Annotated in this window: 18 protein-coding genes and 1 riboswitch; of the genes, 4 read left to right on the plus strand and 14 right to left on the minus strand. The window is 37.6% G+C overall.

Translation table 11 applies throughout. The features are described 5' to 3' along the window. Positions 1 to 38: 38 nt before the first annotated feature. The gene (locus NE363_RS11565; protein WP_445535101.1) at positions 39 to 983 is read left to right on the plus strand and encodes an ABC transporter permease; all 945 of its coding nucleotides are present in this window, start codon (positions 39 to 41) and stop codon (positions 981 to 983) included. Then, positions 983 to 1864, plus strand: a complete 882-nt coding sequence (locus tag NE363_RS11570) for an ABC transporter ATP-binding protein (RefSeq protein ID WP_445535102.1) — start codon at positions 983 to 985, stop codon at positions 1862 to 1864. Before NE363_RS11565 ends, NE363_RS11570 begins: the two co-directional genes overlap by 1 nt. Positions 1865 to 1914: 50 nt before the next feature. Here the strand turns inward: NE363_RS11570 and NE363_RS11575 are convergent, their stop codons facing one another. From NE363_RS11575 to NE363_RS11600, 6 genes are all read right to left on the minus strand, one after another. Further along, positions 1915 to 2937: an ABC transporter substrate-binding protein gene (locus tag NE363_RS11575; RefSeq protein WP_445535103.1), complete on the minus strand. Its 1023-nt coding sequence runs from the start codon at positions 2935 to 2937 to the stop codon at positions 1915 to 1917. Continuing rightward, positions 2934 to 4745 carry an allophanate hydrolase gene (atzF, locus tag NE363_RS11580; RefSeq protein WP_445535104.1) on the minus strand — a complete coding sequence of 604 codons (1812 nt, stop codon included), beginning with the start codon at positions 4743 to 4745 and terminating at the stop codon, positions 2934 to 2936. The genes NE363_RS11575 and atzF overlap by 4 nt, the downstream gene beginning before the upstream one ends. A 12-nt stretch (positions 4746 to 4757) precedes the next feature. Next, positions 4758 to 5192 (minus strand): CopG family ribbon-helix-helix protein, encoded by a 435-nt coding sequence (locus NE363_RS11585; RefSeq protein ID WP_001118705.1) that lies wholly within the window; start codon positions 5190 to 5192, stop codon positions 4758 to 4760. Positions 5193 to 5196: 4 nt separating this feature from the next. Continuing rightward, positions 5197 to 5322: a hypothetical protein gene (locus tag NE363_RS11590; protein ID WP_001000625.1), complete on the minus strand. Its 126-nt coding sequence runs from the start codon at positions 5320 to 5322 to the stop codon at positions 5197 to 5199. Positions 5323 to 5493: 171 nt separating this feature from the next. Further along, the gene (locus tag NE363_RS11595) at positions 5494 to 6033 is read right to left on the minus strand and encodes a hypothetical protein (RefSeq protein ID WP_311087910.1); all 540 of its coding nucleotides are present in this window, start codon (positions 6031 to 6033) and stop codon (positions 5494 to 5496) included. Between the two features lie 86 nt (positions 6034 to 6119). Beyond that, entirely contained in the window at positions 6120 to 6473 is a 354-nt protein-coding gene (locus tag NE363_RS11600) for a winged helix-turn-helix transcriptional regulator (protein ID WP_191108417.1), read from the minus strand. 92 nt (positions 6474 to 6565) lie between these two features. Between NE363_RS11600 and NE363_RS11605 the strand changes: the two genes are divergently transcribed. Further along, positions 6566 to 7102, plus strand: a complete 537-nt coding sequence (locus NE363_RS11605; protein ID WP_410565963.1) for an NAD(P)H-dependent oxidoreductase — start codon at positions 6566 to 6568, stop codon at positions 7100 to 7102. 38 nt (positions 7103 to 7140) lie between these two features. Here the strand turns inward: NE363_RS11605 and uca are convergent, their stop codons facing one another. The 3 genes from uca to NE363_RS11620 are packed head-to-tail and all read right to left on the minus strand — an operon-like array spanning position 7141 to position 12158. Then, positions 7141 to 10746 (minus strand): urea carboxylase, encoded by a 3606-nt coding sequence (gene uca / locus NE363_RS11610; RefSeq protein ID WP_445535105.1) that lies wholly within the window; start codon positions 10744 to 10746, stop codon positions 7141 to 7143. A gap of 2 nt (positions 10747 to 10748) precedes the next feature. Continuing rightward, the gene (locus NE363_RS11615; RefSeq protein ID WP_000217380.1) at positions 10749 to 11402 is read right to left on the minus strand and encodes an urea amidolyase associated protein UAAP2; all 654 of its coding nucleotides are present in this window, start codon (positions 11400 to 11402) and stop codon (positions 10749 to 10751) included. A 15-nt stretch (positions 11403 to 11417) separates the two neighbouring features. Then, positions 11418 to 12158 carry an urea amidolyase associated protein UAAP1 gene (locus tag NE363_RS11620; protein ID WP_445535106.1) on the minus strand — a complete coding sequence of 247 codons (741 nt, stop codon included), beginning with the start codon at positions 12156 to 12158 and terminating at the stop codon, positions 11418 to 11420. A 28-nt stretch (positions 12159 to 12186) separates the two neighbouring features. Next, positions 12187 to 12282: riboswitch (guanidine-I (ykkC/yxkD leader) on the minus strand. Positions 12283 to 12507: 225 nt separating this feature from the next. Between NE363_RS11620 and NE363_RS11625 the strand changes: the two genes are divergently transcribed. Further along, positions 12508 to 12939, plus strand: coding sequence for an SRPBCC family protein (locus NE363_RS11625; protein WP_445535107.1), 432 nt, complete (start codon positions 12508 to 12510; stop codon positions 12937 to 12939). A gap of 52 nt (positions 12940 to 12991) precedes the next feature. Here the strand turns inward: NE363_RS11625 and NE363_RS11630 are convergent, their stop codons facing one another. The 5 genes from NE363_RS11630 to NE363_RS11650 form a co-directional block, all read right to left on the minus strand. Beyond that, complete coding sequence (locus tag NE363_RS11630; protein ID WP_445535108.1) at positions 12992 to 13546, minus strand: TetR/AcrR family transcriptional regulator; 555 nt, start codon at positions 13544 to 13546, stop codon at positions 12992 to 12994. A gap of 1002 nt (positions 13547 to 14548) precedes the next feature. Continuing rightward, a complete protein-coding gene (locus tag NE363_RS11635) occupies positions 14549 to 16330 on the minus strand; it encodes an AAA family ATPase (RefSeq protein ID WP_445535109.1) in 1782 nt (593 codons plus the stop codon). After that, the gene (locus NE363_RS11640; protein ID WP_191028446.1) at positions 16317 to 16811 is read right to left on the minus strand and encodes a hypothetical protein; all 495 of its coding nucleotides are present in this window, start codon (positions 16809 to 16811) and stop codon (positions 16317 to 16319) included. The genes NE363_RS11635 and NE363_RS11640 overlap by 14 nt, the downstream gene beginning before the upstream one ends. Then, positions 16808 to 17980 carry a dsDNA nuclease domain-containing protein gene (locus NE363_RS11645; RefSeq protein ID WP_445535110.1) on the minus strand — a complete coding sequence of 391 codons (1173 nt, stop codon included), beginning with the start codon at positions 17978 to 17980 and terminating at the stop codon, positions 16808 to 16810. Before NE363_RS11645 ends, NE363_RS11640 begins: the two co-directional genes overlap by 4 nt. A gap of 254 nt (positions 17981 to 18234) precedes the next feature. Next, positions 18235 to 19455, minus strand: a complete 1221-nt coding sequence (locus NE363_RS11650) for a chloride channel protein (protein ID WP_039255009.1) — start codon at positions 19453 to 19455, stop codon at positions 18235 to 18237. Positions 19456 to 19605 lie beyond the last annotated feature (150 nt).

The raw sequence follows: 19605 nt of genomic DNA on the forward strand, positions 1-19605 counted from the left end.
GAAAATCGTAATACTGATCAAAATGGGGAGCTCTCGATATGGGTTATGTTGCAAAGGAATTTACGCGAAAGAACAAGCTGATTCTCAGTATTTGTTCTTTCGTTATTCCAATATGTCTTTGGTGCGCAATCAGTTACTTACCTTTTGTTTGGCATCCTCAAGTACAAATCACAAGTTCAGGCAGTGTTCCTTACTTACAAGTAGGCAGTCGCGTTGATAAAAATGTGTTCTATCTCGAAGCACAAAATGCAGTCAATCGAAATTCTGCACCACCACAAGGTATTTTGGTCAATCCGATTTATTTACCCGCTCCCTATGAGGTCGCTAAGGCTTTAGTCACCGCCTTTACTACACCACCTGAACAACCTGATTCGCCGTGGTTTCACCAAAGTTTATGGCACAGTATTAAACTGGTATTTTCAGCGTTTTTTATTTCTTCCCTGATTGGAATTCCACTGGGTATTTTGTGTGGTTTTTCTAAGCGGATATCTCTGTTAACAGAACCGTTTGTTGAGTTTTTCCGTTACTTACCCGCACCTGCGTTTGGTGCACTTGCAGTGGCAATTTTAGGAATTAATGACGCACCTAAAATTGCCATTATTGTGATTGGTACTCTTTTTCAGCAAATTCTAATTATTGCCAATACCACCCGAATGGTAGATCGAAGCTTAATTGAAGCTGGCTATACACTTGGTACCAATAAACTCAAAAGTTTATTTCATGTAGTGATTCCTGCTGCCTTACCTGATATTTACCGTGACTTACGTGTGTTACTGGGCTGGGCTTGGACCTACTTAATTGTTTCAGAATTGATTGGTACAACCTCGGGTATTACGTGGTTTATTACCCAACAGGCACGCTATCAAAACTTTGACAATGTCTATGCGGCTATTTTGATTATCGGAGTAATTGGTCTGGTCTGTGATTGGGTATTAATGAAATTAGGTGAACGGATGTTCACTTGGAAAGTAGGAGTAAAATAATGAACGATTCAACATTTAACGCACATGAATACTTTCAAAAAATTTATGAACGTCCTGTGATTTTAGAAGCTAAACAACTGAGCCAAGTGTTTAAGCATGGTCAAAGTGAACGTACTGTTTTAAATAAGCTCGATTTAAAAATTCATAAAAGAGAATTTATTTGTGTGATTGGCCCTTCTGGCTGCGGCAAATCGACACTGAGCCGTGTTATTGCAGGTTTAGACCCATACCATAGTGGAGAAATTTTAGTAGAGGGAGAATGCATTACGGGACCTTGTCCTGAACGCGGCATGGTGTTTCAGGGCTATACCCTTTTCCCGTGGAAAACTGTAAAAGAAAACGTGATGTTTGGTCCGCAAATGCGTGGGGCTAGCCAAATGACAGCCGAAGCTCAAGCACGTGAATGGATTAATATTATTGGTTTAGAAAAATATGAAAATCAGTATCCACATCAACTTTCTGGTGGCATGAAACAGCGCGTTGCGATTGCGAGAGCTTTGGTTAATCAACCTAAAATTTTACTCATGGATGAACCTTTTGGTGCACTCGACCCACACACCCGTCAAAAAATGCAAAAGCACTTGATGGATTTATGGCAAAACATTGATATCACTATTATTTTTGTGACCCATGACATGGATGAAGCCATTTTACTGGCAGACCGAATTGTGGCACTCAAAGCCAACCCCGGTGAAATTAAGGAAATTATTGAAGTTAATTTACCGCGTCCACGCTCACTCGACTTAATGAGCACACCTGAGTTTAAACAGCTCCGTTCACGGGTAGATTATTTAGTTCACGCTGAAGAAGATGAGCTTGACCCAGCTTTACAAGATTTACCAAAAATACCGCGTATGACTCAGGTCAGTACAGAAAAATAAGAAAGACATTAAAAAGCCCAAGTTGAACTTGGGCTTTTTATTTATTTGGCTTATTTGAGCTGTTCTATGAGTGTCGGATAAATAAGCCCATCTACATTTTGTTCGGTTTTATAAATCCCATTTTCGACATTAAATTTATTGACGTGATAGGTCGAGCCATAAATCGAGTCAAAGCCTTGTGATTTAGCAAATACTTTTTTATTGGCATTGATATCTAATAAATGCGTACCGCTGACCATCAACTCATATTGCTTTGGATCAACCCCTGAACGGTTTGCCATAATTTTAACCGCATCGGCATGGGTTGCAGGGTCATTAATATATTTAACGGTTTTGTCCCACACCTGAATGACTTTTTTCCATTCTTCTTGATGAGCAGTTAAATGGCTCATGTTGACGGTCAAGGTGTCATAAATTAAACCCGGCTTGTCTTTAGAAGTATAAATAATTTTAGAGCCCGCCACTGCTTTTAATGCCTGACCTGCAACAGGTTGCCAAACAGCAATCGCGGAAATATCAGGGCTATTAAATACTTGAGGTAACTGGTTCGTTGCCGAATTTATCAACTTCACCTCATTCGCTTTAATGTTATGGTCGGTCAAAGCTGTTGCTAGCAAAAGATGATCAACCAAGCCTTTTTCGACACCGATTGATTTTCCTTTTAAGTCTTGAATGGTGTTAATACCCTCTTTTGCAATAATGACATCATTGCCCGCAGAATAATCCGTTGCCAAAATCATCATGCCTTGCGTGCCACCCGAAGCTGTTACCAAGTTATCGCCATTGGTGACCAAAACAGCATCAAGCTGATTTGCCGAAAAAGCTGAAAGAGAAGCCGAATAATCAAACCATTTAAACTCTACATTTAGCCCTGCTTCTTTTAACCAGCCTTTTTCAATAGCCACTTGCCAAGCCACCCAGCCTGGCCAATCACTATATCCAATCGTAATTGGTTTTGTATTTGTAGATGCCTGAGCATCTTGTTTAGCCTCAGGCACTTTAGCGGTATTGTCACACCCACCCAATACAACTGTCGATAAAATAGATACGGATAACAACGCTTTTTTAATCATATAGAAACTTCCCCAACATTTTTATTAACAACACTTTGAGCGGTTTGATTGAGTGACTGTATATAAGCTCGCCAGCCTCCAAAATGACTAATATCGGTTGCATCTTGAATGGCATACGCTTCGCAAATAAAGCCTTTGACCCATGTTCCATCTTTTAATTTCAGGTTACCAATACCAAGTGGTGCAGGAACTTCGGCCACAATGGCTCCAAAATTTGCTAAAGGAACATCCCATACTTCAACTTCAATTGAAGTACCTGCTGCATCGCATTGCAGTCCCGGTTTTGGTGGCGTGGTATTTTTTAGGGCAAAGAGTTTATAAGTTTCTGCGGTCTGTGTTTTCTTGAGCAAAGTGGCATTACGGCTAGTGAGCTGAAAATTAAGTGGCATGCCTGTTAAGTGCGCTCCCACAACAGCGAGCTGCACTGAATGATTCGAGTGGATATTTATACTTTTTTGATAATGTTGAGTTGATTTACCCAAACTCAGCGATGTTTCGACTTGCCAAAGCTGTGCAAAATTAGCAAGCGCTTGATCGTGCCACGCAGGTGCAATAAAGGTTACCCCGCTTGGTAAGCCATCCTCACGAAGTACATTTGGTAAGGCTAAAGCAGAAAGATCAGCAAAATTTACAAAGTTAGTATAGGCTCCCATGTGCGCATTTTTAATCAATGGGTCGGCTTCAACTTCTGCAATGGTATAAATGGTTGGCGCTGTCGGAACCATCAATGCATCAAAAGGTTGTAATGCCAAATTAATTTTTCGAGCCAGAACGGCGCGGTTATATTCAGCTTGAAGTGCATCTGTTGCCTTGAATTTATCTGCCTGCGCAATAATTTGAGCAATGACTGGATGAGCCTTTTCACGTGTTATCATGCGTTCAACGGCGACTGTTCTTTCCGCTATCCATGCATCGTTATACAATGCGGCAGCAAGCTCATTAAACGCGCTGAAATCAATATTCTCAACGTCATAGCCCAGTTTTTTTACGCGCTCGACTGCAACTAGAAACGCTTTTTCAGATTCAAGATCGCCATAAAACTCAAGGTGTGCAGGAATGGCAATTTTTCGTTTAGAAAACTGAGTTGGTACATTGGCTGGATGTGCTCGTGAATATTCATCTGTTTCATCGTAGCCCTGCATTAAGTTGGCAACGGTCCAAGCGTCATCAATATGCAGTGCAAAAATAGAAATGACATCAATGGTCCGACATGCAGGAATTAAACCTGTGGTAGAAAACCAGCCCTTTGTCGGCTTAAGGCCCACAATATTGTTATGGCCCGCAGGAATACGCCCTGACCCCGCCGTATCTGTACCCAAACTAAAAGGTACAATACCGTTGGCAACCACCACCGAAGAACCTGAGCTTGAACCACCGCTAATATATTCGGGGTTAAAACTATTTTTTACTGCGCCATAGGGAGAACGAACGCCAACCAGTCCAGTTGCAAACTGATCAAGATTGGTTTTACCGACCACAATCGCCCCTGCTTTTTTTAGTTTGGCAACTACGGCAGCATCTTGGTTCGCTAAATATTGAATCTCTTTACAGGCTGCAGTGGTGTGAAAGCCAGCGACATCAATATTGTCTTTAACTGCAAATGGCACACCATATAGTGGTAAGTCAGCAATATTCTGGTTTTTTAAAACATCGATTTGTGCCTGAATCTGCTCGTTCGATGCAATTTCAATCCACGCATGGTCATCATTTTTAATTTCTGCAAGATAGCTGATCAGATCTGTAAGATGGATTTTCCCGTTTTGATATGCTGTTTTCCAGTCTTGGATAGCCCATAATTTTTTCAACACGCTACTCCTCATTTAGTCATTTTGCTGTATAGGCGGCATGACGGCATCCATCAGTTCTAGATGTCCTTTGATCACCCCTTTCAGCACAATAAATTGCTGGCTAATTTGTCTAAGTTCAGAACTCGCGCCCTGCATTAACATGACTTGCAATATCTTTTGTTGGTCGAGCTGGATATGAAGTGAGCTAATCACTTGTGCTAAAAACTGTTGCTGTAAATCGACCAATTGATTACGTAAGGTCATTTGGCTAGCGTCATAAAGTAGCGTTAATGTGCCCACCATGACTTCATTGGCCTGCGCCTGCTCTGCAATCAAGTGTTTATTAATCATGTCGACAATAGCTTGCGAGCGACTTTCATAGTTCTGCTCGACAATTTTTTGGTCGAGTGCGTTGAGGGTCGTTTCAGGTACAGTAATACTGATTCGAGCCAACTTTTGTTTTGCCACAGTCTTATCCTTTTGTTTTAGGCGGCTGATTGTTTTGCTTGATATATACGCCTGCACGTACGCTAAGCAATTCGACTAAAAAGGCTTTTAACGTTGGCTTTGGTTGAACCACAGGTTTTACATCGTTCATATCGCACCTCTAGTTTGGTATTACCAAATTCAGTTTTTGTATTACTGATAAGAGATGCAGAAAATGTGCCAGTTTTTAAGCGTCGTTTTGATGGGCTTTATGGGTATTTATGAGTGATTTTTGGGCAAAAAAAAGCCCCATGCACAGGGATGGGGCTATCTCTTTTAATCCTTAGTTATGTTTCAATAAATCATTCTGATTAAAAAGGAATCCATCTTTAGGAGCCTCTATCTTTATATTATTTATTAAACTTTTAAAATCATTAATTGCTTTATTTGTATCGTTACCTTCGCCTTCATATGTTACTAAGACAACTCCAGCATTAGTACCTGATGAAGCACTGATAAGAAAACGTTTATCAAAGTTGGTTGTAAAAACATTCGCTTGATAATTCATACCACTACTCAATGGAATATTAATATCCTCATTAACCAATGTTACCCCTTTCATTGTTACTAATCCTTGTTTAGGAATTTGTAGAGAAGCAACCAGATATTGCATACCTTCTTCTATACCTTTGGGATAATATATTGAAATTATAATTGCCTGTTTACTCTCCTGTTTTATTGCAACAAGTTCTCCATTTTGACCTTTACTAATATCCCAGTGATCTTTTAAATTAACTACAATATTTTTATATTTTACTTCTTGAGCATATGTCGAAGTAAGTAAATTAAAAAAAATAAATGATAGTAATAATATTCTCTTCATAATAATTTCCTTTTTTTATTCATGAAGAATAATATTAAATATCACTAAAATAGTCTAATCTATTCAATAATTTAATATTTTTAGTCTTATGATTGATTAATCATTGTATGTGCCCATAACGATAAAGACTCTAAAACAGGCTTAAAAGACTGGCCTAATTCTGTCATTTCATAGACCACTTTAATCGGTGCTTTTTCACCATAAACGGTTCGAGAGATTAAGCCACTTTGCTCTAATTGCTTGAGTTGAAGGCTTAAGGTCATTTCTGTGATCGTTGGCATTAATTGATTGATTTCATTAAAACGTTTTGGCCCATCTTTTAGATAATACAAAATAACGCCTTTCCATTTTCCACCCACCAAATCCATAGCCATACTGATATGACATGGATAAGTTTTTCCATTCATGCTGATTTCACATTTATTTTCAGTATTTGCCATTTTTAACGCCACCTATCAACTTTGATAGTTATTGTACACGCATACTATAAAAATTATAGTGACTATGATTTTTATAGCTACAAGGCATTATTATGGCTTTACTTATTTTGGCCCATCCCTACTACGCTCAATCAATTGCAAATAAAACGATAGTGAATGAACTTATAAAAACCTATCCGGACCTTGAAGTCCGAGATATTTTTCAGCTTTATCCAGACTATAAAATTGACGTCAGCGCTGAACAAGAAGCGTTGTTACGCCATGACACCATCATTCTGCAATATCCAATGTTCTGGTTTAATATGCCGGCAATTTTGAAGTTATGGTTTGATGAAGTCTTTACGTATCAGTTTGCTTATGGCTCTCAGGGCGACAAATTAAAAGATAAAAAAGTCATTATTAGTATGACAGTCGGGCAGAAAGAAGCAGATATGGTAAATGAACGAGAAAACTTAATTGATAGCTTTTTAAAATCGGTTCAATATTCAATTCAATATACGCAAATGCAGTTAAGCAGCACATTCTTGCTTTATGAAGTTTCTCCGTTATCAGGTCATTCAGAGTCTGAAATTAAGTTAAAAGCGGTTGAACATGGTCATAAAGTATTAAAGCATTTGACCGAAGCATAATAAAAAAGAGAGCATCGGTATTGATGCTCTCTTTTGGTTTAAGCAACTGGTGCCAAGGTAAATAGCACTTGTCCCGTTTTTACAGTTTGACCTTTTTCAATAGTAATGGTTTCAACTTTCATGCGTTCGGGTGCAATAATTGGAATTTCAATTTTCATTGCCTCAATCACTGCAAGGGTTGCACCTTCTTCAACAATATCTCCTGATGCACATTCGATTTTCCAGATTGAACCCGGCATGTGTGATTCGACTGCACAGCCTCCTTCAGGGATCACCACGGTTTCACCTTCATCAACAGCATCTAGGCTTTCAGAAATATATTCTTGCAAGCCCGCTTCGTGCCAACGGCGGCGTTCAGCCTCAAAGTTAGCTTGTTGCATATCTTTAAAGGCTTGAATACTGTCGTGATGTGTTTTTAAAAACTCGTTGTATTCTTTTAAGTTGAGCACACCCTCTTCAATACGAAGTTGTAGGCGGCCCGCCTTAAAGTCTTCACGCATTTTTAAAAGTTCAGCCTCAGAAACTTCATAAAACTTAACTTGGTCAAAAAAGCGTAATAACCACGGTTTACCTTCTTCGAAGTTGGCATTTTTACGGTAACGACTCCACATTTGAGTGGTACGACCAACAAACTGGTAGCCACCCGGCCCTTCCATACCGTATACACACATATAAGCACCGCCAATGCCGACCGCATTTTCAGGTGTCCAAGTTCGCGCAGGGTTATATTTTGTGGTCACTAAACGTTGGCGTGGGTCGAGCGGTGTCGCCACGGGTGCACCTAAATACACATCGCCTAAACCCATTACTAAATAGTTCGCACTATAGACCACATCTTTAACTGCTTGCTTAGAAGCTAAGCCATTAATACGGCGAATAAACTCGACGTTGTCTGGGCACCACGGCGCATCTGGTCGAACAATTTGTGTGTAGCGTTCGGTGGCAAGCTGAGTTTGCGAATCTTCCCAAGCCAAAGGCAAATAGACAGTGCGTGAAGGTACCTGCATATTTTGAATATCGGGTAACTCGGCTTCTGCTTGCTGAAGTTTCTGTAGAAGCTCCAGTTGATCGAGTTGAATTGAATCAAAATGGATTTGTAGTGAACGAATACCCGGTGTTAAGTCGATAATACCCTGAATGTTTTGATCTTTGACCCATTGCATGAGCGCATGAATACGGAAACGTAAATTTAGGTCGAGTACTAACTCACCATATTCCACCAACAAATAGCTATTTCCTGCTGGTCGATAGGTCACGCTTGGTAAGTCAGCTTTACCGTCTAAAGTGGCTAAAACTGCATCTTTTAAAGTGGCTGGTTCTGCTTGAATGATTGGGTTGAAATCAAGACAAGTTGTATCAGCCGCGATTAAACTTTGATGATATTTTTGGTCGAGTGCTTTTGCTTGCGCATAACTTACAGGGACAAATTTAACTTTATCGCCTGCTTTTAGCTGCCCAATTTTCCAAAGCTCGGAATGAATGACTACCGCAGGGCAAACAAAACCACCTAAGCTCGGACCATCCGGCCCCAAAATAATTGGCATATCGCCCGTAAAATCAATTGCCCCAATCGCATAAGCATTATCGTGAATATTGGATGGATGTAAGCCTGCCTCACCACCGTCTTCACGTGCCCACTCAGGTTTTGGCCCAATTAAACGAATGCCTGTACGGCTTGAGTTATAGTGAATTTCAAACTCATTGGCAAAGAACGTATCAATATCTTGTTTGGTGAAAAAATCTGGCGCACCATGTGGGCCATACATCACTGCAATTTCCCAATTTTGGGTAAAGCTAGGAATTTGTGCTTGAGCTAAAGCTGTGGTCGATTGAGCGGAATATTCAGTAATCGGCAGCATATCACCAATTAATAAATTACGGCCCGCGTGTCCACCAAATTGCCCTAAAGTGAAAGTTGCCTGTGAACCTAAGTAGTCAGGAACATCGAAACCACCTTTAATGCCTATATAGCTACGGCAACCTGAACGGATAATCCCACATTTTAAAATCTGGCCTTTTTTCACATTAATGGTTTGCCACATCGGCACAAGTTCACCATCAAGTTTTGAAGGCATATCACCGCCCGTAATCACAATTTGGCTGTCGCAGTGAAACTTTAAAGTTGGCCCTTGCAAGGTACATTCAAGCCCTGCGGTATTTGGCTCATTGGCTAAAAGCTGGTTTGCTACAGTTAAACTGAGTGGGTCGATGGCACCTGATGGTGGCACACCAACATCCCAATAACCTAACCGACCTGTTACGTCTTGAATGGCAGTTTGAATACCAGCCTGCAACACCTCAATTTTTTGAGTTTTCCATTCAAACGTATTTAAAAACCGAGTGGTTTGAGTACCTAAAGCAAACACATCACAAGCAATAATGTTTTGTAAATATTCCAAATTGGTTTCGATACCAGCCACTTGCGTGTTGGCAAGACTGGCACTCATTGCCTGTATAGCTTGGTCCCGTGTTGCAGCAGTTACAATGATTTTGGCAATCATTGGGTCATAAAAAGATGACACCGTTGAACCTGTTTCCACCCATGTTTCGACTCGGGCTTGCGGGTCAAATTTAACATGTGTGAGTAGACCTGCACTCGGCTGGAACTGTTTAATCGGGTCTTCGGCATAAAGACGAACTTGAATGGAATGTCCTGTTGGCTCTAACTTTTCAGTGGGTGCTGACCAGTCACCGCTTGCCAAAGTAACCATCCACTCCACTAAGTCGACACCAAACACTTGCTCGGTCACACCGTGCTCGACTTGCAAACGCGTGTTGACCTCTAAGAAATAAAATTCTTGGGTTTCGGTGTCCATGACAAACTCAACCGTGCCTGCCGAGCGGTAGTTCACCGATTGCATGAGTTGAATCGCAACTTTTTGCAGGTAGTCACGTTGCTGCTCATTTAGGTGTGGAGCGGGTGTTTCTTCAATCACCTTTTGATTACGGCGTTGCACCGAACAATCACGCTCACCCAACGCTAAAACTTGCCCTTTCCCATCACCAAAAATTTGCACTTCGATATGGCGTGCGTGTTGTACAAATTTTTCTAAATATAAACCTGCATCTTTAAAATTGACCTGAGCTAAATAAGACACGGTTTGATAAGCATCTTTTAACTCGGTTTCATTCCATACCAGACGCATGCCAATACCACCACCGCCCGCGGTACTTTTCAGCATGACTGGATAGCCAATACGGGCTGCCTCAAACAAAGCCTCGGCTTCATCGGCAAGTAGTGAGCTGCCCGGAAGTAGAGGTACATTACTTTTAATAGCAAGTTCACGTGCAGTATGTTTTAAACCAAAATCGAGCATTTGGCTTGAAGTAGGCCCAATAAAAGCGATACCTTGGCTTTCGCACAAATCACAAAACTCGGCATTTTCAGACAAAAAACCATAACCGGGATGAATGGCTTCTGCACCAGATTGTTTTGCTACCTCAAGGATTTTTTCAATATTTAAATAACTTTGATGCGCAGGCGCAGGGCCAATCAGAAAAGCTTCATCGGCTAAAGTCACGTGTAATGAATCACGGTCGGCATCAGAATAAACTGCAACCGAAGCGATCCCGAGTTTTTTTAGGGTGCGAATTACGCGACAAGCAATAGCGCCACGGTTGGCAATCAGAACTTTTTTGAACATGCTTACACCCCTTCCGCTTCACGGACAACCAATTGAATTTTGGTTGGGTTATAGGCATTACATGGGTTATTAAGCTGCGGACAATTAGAAATTAAAACAATCAGATCCATTTCTGCACGAACTTCGACATATTTACCCGGACCTGAAATTCCATCATCAAATTTAAGCTGGCCATCTGGTGTTACTGGCACATTCATAAAAAAGTTAATGTTTGGGCCAATATGACGAACATTTAGCCCATGCTTTTTTGCAATCGGGTGTTTTGCCAAGGCATACATAAAGTTGTTACGGCAACTATGCATAGGGTACGTTTCATGTGCATAGCGAACAGTATTACTTTCACATGAACAAGCACCGCCAATGGTGTCATGGCGACCGCAGTTATCATCATGAATAACAGCAATTGGACGACCAAAGTTACTGTAGAGCTTGGTGCCCTTTTCTAAATAGATTTGTTGATTGATGGCCAAGGTATCCATTGCGCTATAACGCTCAGTTGGATTTTCGGCACTCATAAACAAAGTATCGACCGCTTGGTTTCCCTCCAGATCAATAATTCGAAAATATTGGCCCTTTTTAACCTCGCACATCCACGCTTCGCCCGCAGGACAAACTTCATTTAAAACTGCTTTTTCAAATGATTGTAAAACTGTCATGATGCTTCTCCTGATTTAAATATTACTAAGCGCGTAGTAGCGGGCTGTGTTTTGAAAGGCACGCTGATTTTGCGAACATGCATCACGACAAATATCGCTGTCTGCTAGAGAATTGGCTTTAAATAAACTGAGTTGAATATCAGCAGGTTGATAGCTTGGGCTGGTGTCTAAGCCATGAGGCGCGGCAGATAAAAATACCAAGCAGTCCATTTCAAAGCGCAGTTCAATAGTTTGATTGGTGTTGTCAGAACTGACATAAGACAAAGCCCCGTTTTCATCTGGTACAACTTTAGAAAATAGGTTAATCGTGGCACTCAGATCTTGGCTGGCAAGCCCGTATTTACACATTTCAATGAGTAAGCTGTCTAAGCCGTTTTGGTACATATCATTGCGGGCATCTTGAAATGTACGATTGCCAAATTGCTTTTCAATTTGCTCAGGTCGGCTTGGGCCACAAAGTGCATCATTCCAACCATGGTCATCATGAACAATCGAAGCCATGACACGGCCTAAGTCTGAATAGAGCACATTGGAAGCTTTTAAATAGGCGGTATGTTGCCCTTTTAAACTGTCGGGCATGTTGAAACGTTCAAGCACATCGGCAGCATTTACACAAAACAAAGAAACATTTGCCTGAGCGCCAAGCGATGTAAGTCTAAGAATAGTTCCCTTTTGGATACGACCCGACCAGTGATGTCCTCCGGGTAAAAGTTCGGTCCAAATCGCCTGATTGTTATGATAACTTGCAGTGTTCATAGCTACTCCTGTCGGATAGTTTTAGACTTCCTCCCGGGCTTTTATCCCTCCGTGTAGTTCGCTAGGAACCGTGAACTCTCGGTCCAGTCATACGTAAAGTATCGGAACCCTAGATCACTTTTGATTGCTTAAGAGTATGCAAAGGACATGCCAGCTTAGTATTACGGTTTTGGTTAAAAGTAATACTAAACTTGAGCCGTTTAGGTGCGATTTGAGTTCAAAAATAAAAAACTGCACTCAAAATTGTGCATTTAAAAGTAACTGAACAAAAATTCCACCCTAGTGAAAAGCGTGCTAATATCCAAATTCTGACAATTACTCATGTCAAATTTACTTTAGAGGGAACAAGATGTTAAAAACTCAAAGAATCAACATCGTACAAGAATTTGATGCACCTATAGACAAGGTCTTTGCAGCCTTGAGTGAACATGAAAACCTAAGCAAACTTTTTGCTCCTGCTAAAGTCACTCGTATTAGTAATGGCAAGGATGCACGTAACGGTGTTGGCTCTGCCCGCAAGATGTCTATTCCGTTTACACCTTCATTTGTTGAAACAAATTTAGTCTATAAAGAAAATGAACTGATCGAGTACGCGATTACAAGCGGCATTAGCCCAATTAAGGCGCATCGCGGTGTGATGCAATTTACTGACTTGGGAAATAACCGAACTCGTTTGAATTACACCATTAGCTTTAAAGGTCGCGTTCCTTTTATTGGCCCGATTATCAAAGCGGCCTTAGAAAATGGCGTGAGCCGTGGTCTTAAAAAACTTAAGTTTTAACCCATCCTAAAAAATAAAAGCCCTATTATGGGCTTTTATTTTTTAAATATTTCTACGAAAGTATTGCTATAAAATATTCAAATTGCTTGTCTCTTTCATCTACATCGGTATGACTGAGCCTTTGAATAATGGTTCCTTCAATTATATGTAAAAGTAGTTTGGCATCGTGAAATGAAGCATCCGCTTTTAATGTTCTAAGCTGGCTATAAAGTTCATTGGTTAGCCACATTCTATATCTCACTGCAGTTTGATAAGCGTTTGGGTAATTATTTTTAGTTTCAAAAATGGTTTTCAATAGCAGGTAATACATTCCTTCTAAGTCTGTATGTAAGTCATATAGTGTTTTGAGTTTGTCTCTCACATTTGAGTCTTGGTCATATTCCACCGTTGCGACGACTTTGTCTTGTAGCCGTTGTTTTTGCACAAGTAGGCAAATTTCGATAAACCGCGCTTTGGACTGAAAGTAATGATAAAACGTCATTTTTGTAATTTCAGACTCTTTCACTATTCTGTCGACACCAACAGGGTGAAATCCGTATTGATGGAATAAATGAATTGCCTGATTCACAACTTTTAAAGCACGTGTAGAAAGTATTAAAGGTGACATATTTGTACCGTTTAAAATAATTTTTTGTTGTATGTAAAAGAGATAGAAATGCCGTCACTCTTAAATTGAGTGCTAAAAACGGGCATGCAGAAGCAGCACAATAAAGGTATGCTCGCCTATCTCGGGTTTATTGTTGCTATGATTTTTGAGGCGTAACGATTCTTAAGGTGTAGAAAACCTAGAGTCGATTAAACCGATTTAGAGAGTATTTAAATGGTATAAATAGAGAAATTTTGGCGTAGGCCAATAAATGAGAAGAATTAGTACGCATAGCGGACTCCTTTGGCTATAAAAGAAGTTTCACCGCATTACTGCTAAATAATGGTGGTGAAACGAAAGAGGGTTAGCAGACTGGAGCCAAAGAATCCAGCACACCCGAGGGTGTCCCCCTTCCGTTCCACCGCAAAGGGGGGCACACAGGGATTTCCACAAATAAAGTTACTACTTTTTCGTGTACTTTGGCTGATGGTCTGCTAAAACCAACTGGCAATGTAGGCCAGCCCGCAAAGGATAGTATTCGCTTTTCGTGTCGTCAAGCGTAGGAAATATAGTTTGTATTAAGTTCGAGCGTTTCAGTTAGATTTTAAACTTAATTGAATATGGGTATATAGAATATAGTTATAAAAATTAAGAAAATATAAAATTTCGATAGGTAAAAATTTATTAAAGGTAAACTCAGATATAAATGAATATAAAGTTTAATCTCTACAAAATAATGATAGTGATAGATAGAATGAAGAAGGGTTAGCAGACCAGACATCTAGAATCTGGCACATCAAAAGATGTCCCCTTTTCACTCTACCCGAGAAAAGCATAGTATTCGCTTTTGTTATCGTCAAGCGTGGGAAATGACATTTGTATTAAAGTAGAGCGGTTGGGGAATAAAAAGCCATTACGGTTTAGTAATGGCTTAGATTATTATAAATGAACGAACTAAAGTCTAAGAATAATTACTCATTCTTATTAACTACCAAAAGATAAATATCAATCAATTAATTCAAATTAATCTGAAAGCATATAAAGAAACATTTTTTGTTCCTTACCTTGATATTTTGGGATCCATTCAGCATCACCCTTCTGACAGTTATAATGGTATTCAGTAGTAGAGAATATAACTTGAATATCAAATTTACTACATAGGTTTTTAAGCTCTTTCATATAGTTATCTAGGTCTTCAACTTGTATTTCATGCTGCTTAGGTGTATCAAGAACTAAAAAATTAAACTTATTTTTATCATTATTAAGAAGCAGCTCCATTATAGCAGCATGATATGCAAGTACAGCACGAATCCTCGTACTACCGGTTAAATGATGTATTGATTCAATTCCTAAAATTGGCATGAACTCTTGAGTATTAGAAAAAGAAATATCTAGACTAATATTTTTCGTTCTTAAAACACACAACCATTTTATCAATAAACTTTTAAGTTCTGATTTAATTTTAAGAATCGAGGGAATAGATTTTTGTTCACTTTTAGAGAATGAGTTATAAGTCTCTAATGCTTGATTTCTTTTAATTTGGCTTGAAACATATTTATTTTCAAAAAAATCTATTTGCTCACATTCACTCAATTGATTATTTAAATCAAAAATTATATTTTTTAACTCAGATATTGACTCAACTATTGAAGATATTTCACTTTTTTCGGAAGCTAATTTTTTTTCAACTTCAATATTTTTAATAGTTATTTCATAAAGCTGTTTTTCACTCTCTAATTCAGTCACATAAGATACATCGATTTCTCTATTTCTTTCTAAATCCTTAATTTGATCTTTAAGATATAGAAGATTTTTTGCATACGAATCTGAGCTGCGTGAAAACAGATTACAAGAATTAAAACTACAGATTTCCTCAAAAGATAAAAAAACTCTTCTTGCACTTTCATTAAGAGTTAATGTATTTATCTCAGTTTCAATTTCATTAATAATTTGATTTATTCCATTCGCCCTATTTTTAATTTCAGAAATTTTATTATTAATTTTTGAAATTGAGTTCATGTGAGATACTATTAACTTATCGAAAGCATAAATTACCTGTTGTTGATCAGCTCCCATTGATTTTAGGCTATCAATTTCCTGTTCTAATTTTTGAATTTCTGCCCTTAGCTCTTCTGGAGTTCTCAGATTTATTTTTTTGGTAAGAAGTAATTTAGCATTATCTAATTGTCGCCTTTGTTCTTCAACTTGTTTATCCAACAAATCTAAATTTTCTTTTGCTAATATCTTTTGTTTCTTTTCATCAAAAGAATTCCTAACTGGTAAATCAAATAAAAATCTTATCATTTCAGAAAATTGATCTTTAATAAAATTTTGAGCAGGTGAATAAATCTTTGAATATCCACTATCTTGATTTATGTAAAAAAAAGGTAAAACTGTAGATAAATAAGGCTGGACTTTCTTGTTAGAAGAGGAAACTAAATTTTTAACATCGAAATTTAACCATTCAAAAATATAATTAGAATATTCAAATTCATTAAAAAAAATTTTTGTATTTGCTAAAGGTTCAATTACTTTTATTTCAAAGTCACTTTTATGGTATTTTCTAGTTATAACTAAGTTGCCTTTTTCTGTTTTTATCTTTAATTGAACATCATGACAGCGATCATAAATATCTTGTCGAAAAATACAAGGGTATCCTAAGCAATATGCAATTGACTGAATGATAGGTGTTTTCCCACATCCATTTGGCCCAAATAATTGTGTTATATCATCACCAAAAGTTAAAAGATCCGACCCCCAACCATTATTACCTTTAGGAAATATCTGAATATTAATTAATTTCATTCCACAACTCCATATCCAGATTTTTAGATAAACAAATATTTCTATATGATCTTGAAATTTTAGCCAAATTGTATGAAAGATCATCTTCTTTTAACAAAGCACTATTAATGACTTTCATTCCTAGATCTGTTGCAATAATTTTTTTCTTTCTGTAATCGACCTCAATTAATTTAGTGATTTCTAAAAAATTTACGGCCTTAATAGTTCTAATTCTTAAATTAGCTGACCAACCTATATGTTGAGCAGAACTTTTAAATCCATGAAAACTTGCTTCAATACACTCTCCAACTAATTGACCAATTTCTGCTATATCAGGTTTACGTCTATCTTTAGACAACATTAAAATGATTAAACATATCAATGGTAATTGGAAAAGTGCCTCATTGCTTAAAAAAGTGCTCTTCTCTTTTTTTTGATTCTCTAATTTAATATCTGTAATTACAGTTTTTGGTATACTTTCAAAAAAGTCATCAAAATTCATGCTCTACCCTTTACTATTTCCGCAAAAACCCCACCCAAAATAAGATTTTGATTTAAACCATATAATCCATCTTCTTCTGAAAGTTCTTTATAATAATTTTTAATAGGTTTCTTTAATACATCAATATCTAGACTATTATCGAACCCCATACAATTATTTAATATTTTTCGAATACCACCTATTATCATTTGGAGGTCGAATTCAGGAACACTATGCCGAGCATTTCTCAACCAAACATCCCATTCAGACTTACATCTTGAGCAATATTCAATAGTTTCTTTTCCAGCACCAGAAGCTGATAAAATTCGCTGAATAATGGATGCACTTTTAACTGCTTTCGGATCACCATTTTTTAAAAGAATTTGATAAGCATCGTAAGTAATACTTAATATTTCAAGTAATTCTTCAATTGAAATACCAGCTAACTTATCAATTTCCTCTTCAGTCAACTCCTTAATGATTCCACTAGACTTTTTTTCTACTAACTCTAAGAGTTTTATAATTATTTCTTTACATTCAGTCTGACTTAAATCTATTTCACTAAAGTTATATATCCTTTTCCTAGCTATAGGCTCAAAATTATCTTTGGTATCTTTCAAATATTCAACATCAGTATCAAAATCTATCTTACCAAGTTTATTTTTAATAACTTCATCGGTAATTTCTTCAGAGTTTAAATCTTCTGCATAAATTTCATTAAATTTTTCAATTAATATTTTACTATTTTTATTTTCAAATTTATTGTTCTTTATATCATAAAAAAAATCTTCAACTTCATCTGAATTATTAATATTAGTTTGAAAAATTACGGCACTACAAAAATTTTCAAAAATGATAGTATGTAATAATAACTTACCAATAAAACTTTCTTTTATTCTATTACAATCTTGTTTTTCAATACTTTTTTTTGAATGAATACCTATCAACTCATTAATTGTCCAATTATGATTCTGTTTACCTTTCGTTTTTACTTGATAAAATAAGTAACTTAGCTTTCCTTTATCATTTTTCCTAACAACGAAATCATCATGAAAGTCACAGTACACCCAATCAATCTCTTTCCCTTCTAAAATAGAAAGTGAGGCAATAGCAGCAGAACGTATTTGAGCTTTAAAACGACTAAAAGAATCTCGGCCATTTTGTTCTCTAGGTTTTTTTGTATGAAGCATTTACCCTACCACCATAAGAGTTAAAGTAGTCAATTTTAAAATTTATATAATTAGAACTTTAAATGAATGTATAGACAATATATTAACAAAAAATAAAAAAAAAATTACAATACATGTTCTATTACTAATTTTTATGCCGATTAGTTATTTTTTTATTTATCTTCTTTTTAGCAAATCAATTCTATTAATATTTTTTTATATAGTAACTAAGAATATAGTTATAATTCTTTGTCCTTTTCTCTATAAACTCCCCCCTAATCCATCAACTTTTTACGGCGATACAACCCACAATCTCCTGAAAATAGCGCTGCCAATAAACAAGTAATAATCGCGTAAGTGGCAACATTCATTCCAAATAGTTCAATTGCTAAAATAATAGACGTTAACGGCGCCTTACTTGCCCCTGAAAACAAACTAACTAACCCTAAGCCTGCAAGCAGTGAAATGGGTAGGTTTAAAACTGCACCTAAAGCATTACCTAATGTCGCACCAACATAAAACAATGGCGTAATTTCGCCACCTTTAAAACCAGAACCTAAAGTAATAGCAGTAAAAACGGTCTTATTAAAAAAGTCGTAAAATTCAATCGGTACATAAAAAGATGCAATGATCTTATCTGTACCCAAACCGTTGTACTGCTGATGTGCAGTGAACAGCGTAAGTAGCATAATGATAATACCGCCTACCATTGTTCTTAATGGCAAATAGCGAATGTATTTATAAAAGAGGTCACTCGCCAAATGAATGGCAGCAATAAAGAAACGTGCAGCAAAGCCAAATACTAACCCTGCCGCAATTAAGCTCATGAGCGTGCCAAAATGAATGGCTGGAAACTCACTTATGACGTAAAAAACATGTGGATGAACTATATCGAACAGCTCAGGAATGGTCGAAGCAATCAGAGCTGACACAAAACATGGAAAAATAGCTGAGTATCTTAAATTACCTAAAGCGGTAATTTCTAAACCATAAATTGCACCAGCCATAGGCAAACCAAACACGCCAGCAAAACCAGCACCAATACTGGCGATTAAACAGATTTTGCGGTTGTCTTCCGAGATTTTTAAAATATGGCTTAAGTGGTCAATTAAAGCACCCGAAAGCTGTACCGCTGGTGCCTCACGCCCTGCGGAACCACCAAATAACTGCGTTAAAATTGATGTAATAAAAATGATGGGACTCATTCGTTTTGGAATGAAGGACTTGGGCTGATGAATCTCATCTATGAGTAAATGTGTTCCGCGTTCAATCGGCGATCCATATTTTTTAATAAGATAACCAATACCAAAACCCACAAAAGGCAAAAAGTAGATGAGCCAATGGTGCAAACTTCTGACTTTATTTGAAATATCAAAAGCCACAAAAATTGAGGTCGATGCCAGCCCCGCGACGACTCCAATCACAATGGATATGACGAGCCAATAAACACTGTATTTTAGAATTTGATCATATTCAGATGAAGGTAGAATTTTCATTCGCTTTCTTCAATTCGCCTTTGAGTGAGTGCCAAATTCTCAAATTATTTTTTATGCAGCCAGCTCATTAAGTGAGAAATGCTTAAACTGGGCTAAAAATTAAAGCTCGCATAAGCGAGCTTTAAATACAGTGATCAATATTTATATCAC

The sequence above is a fragment of the Acinetobacter sp. G18 genome, assembly GCF_052660225.1.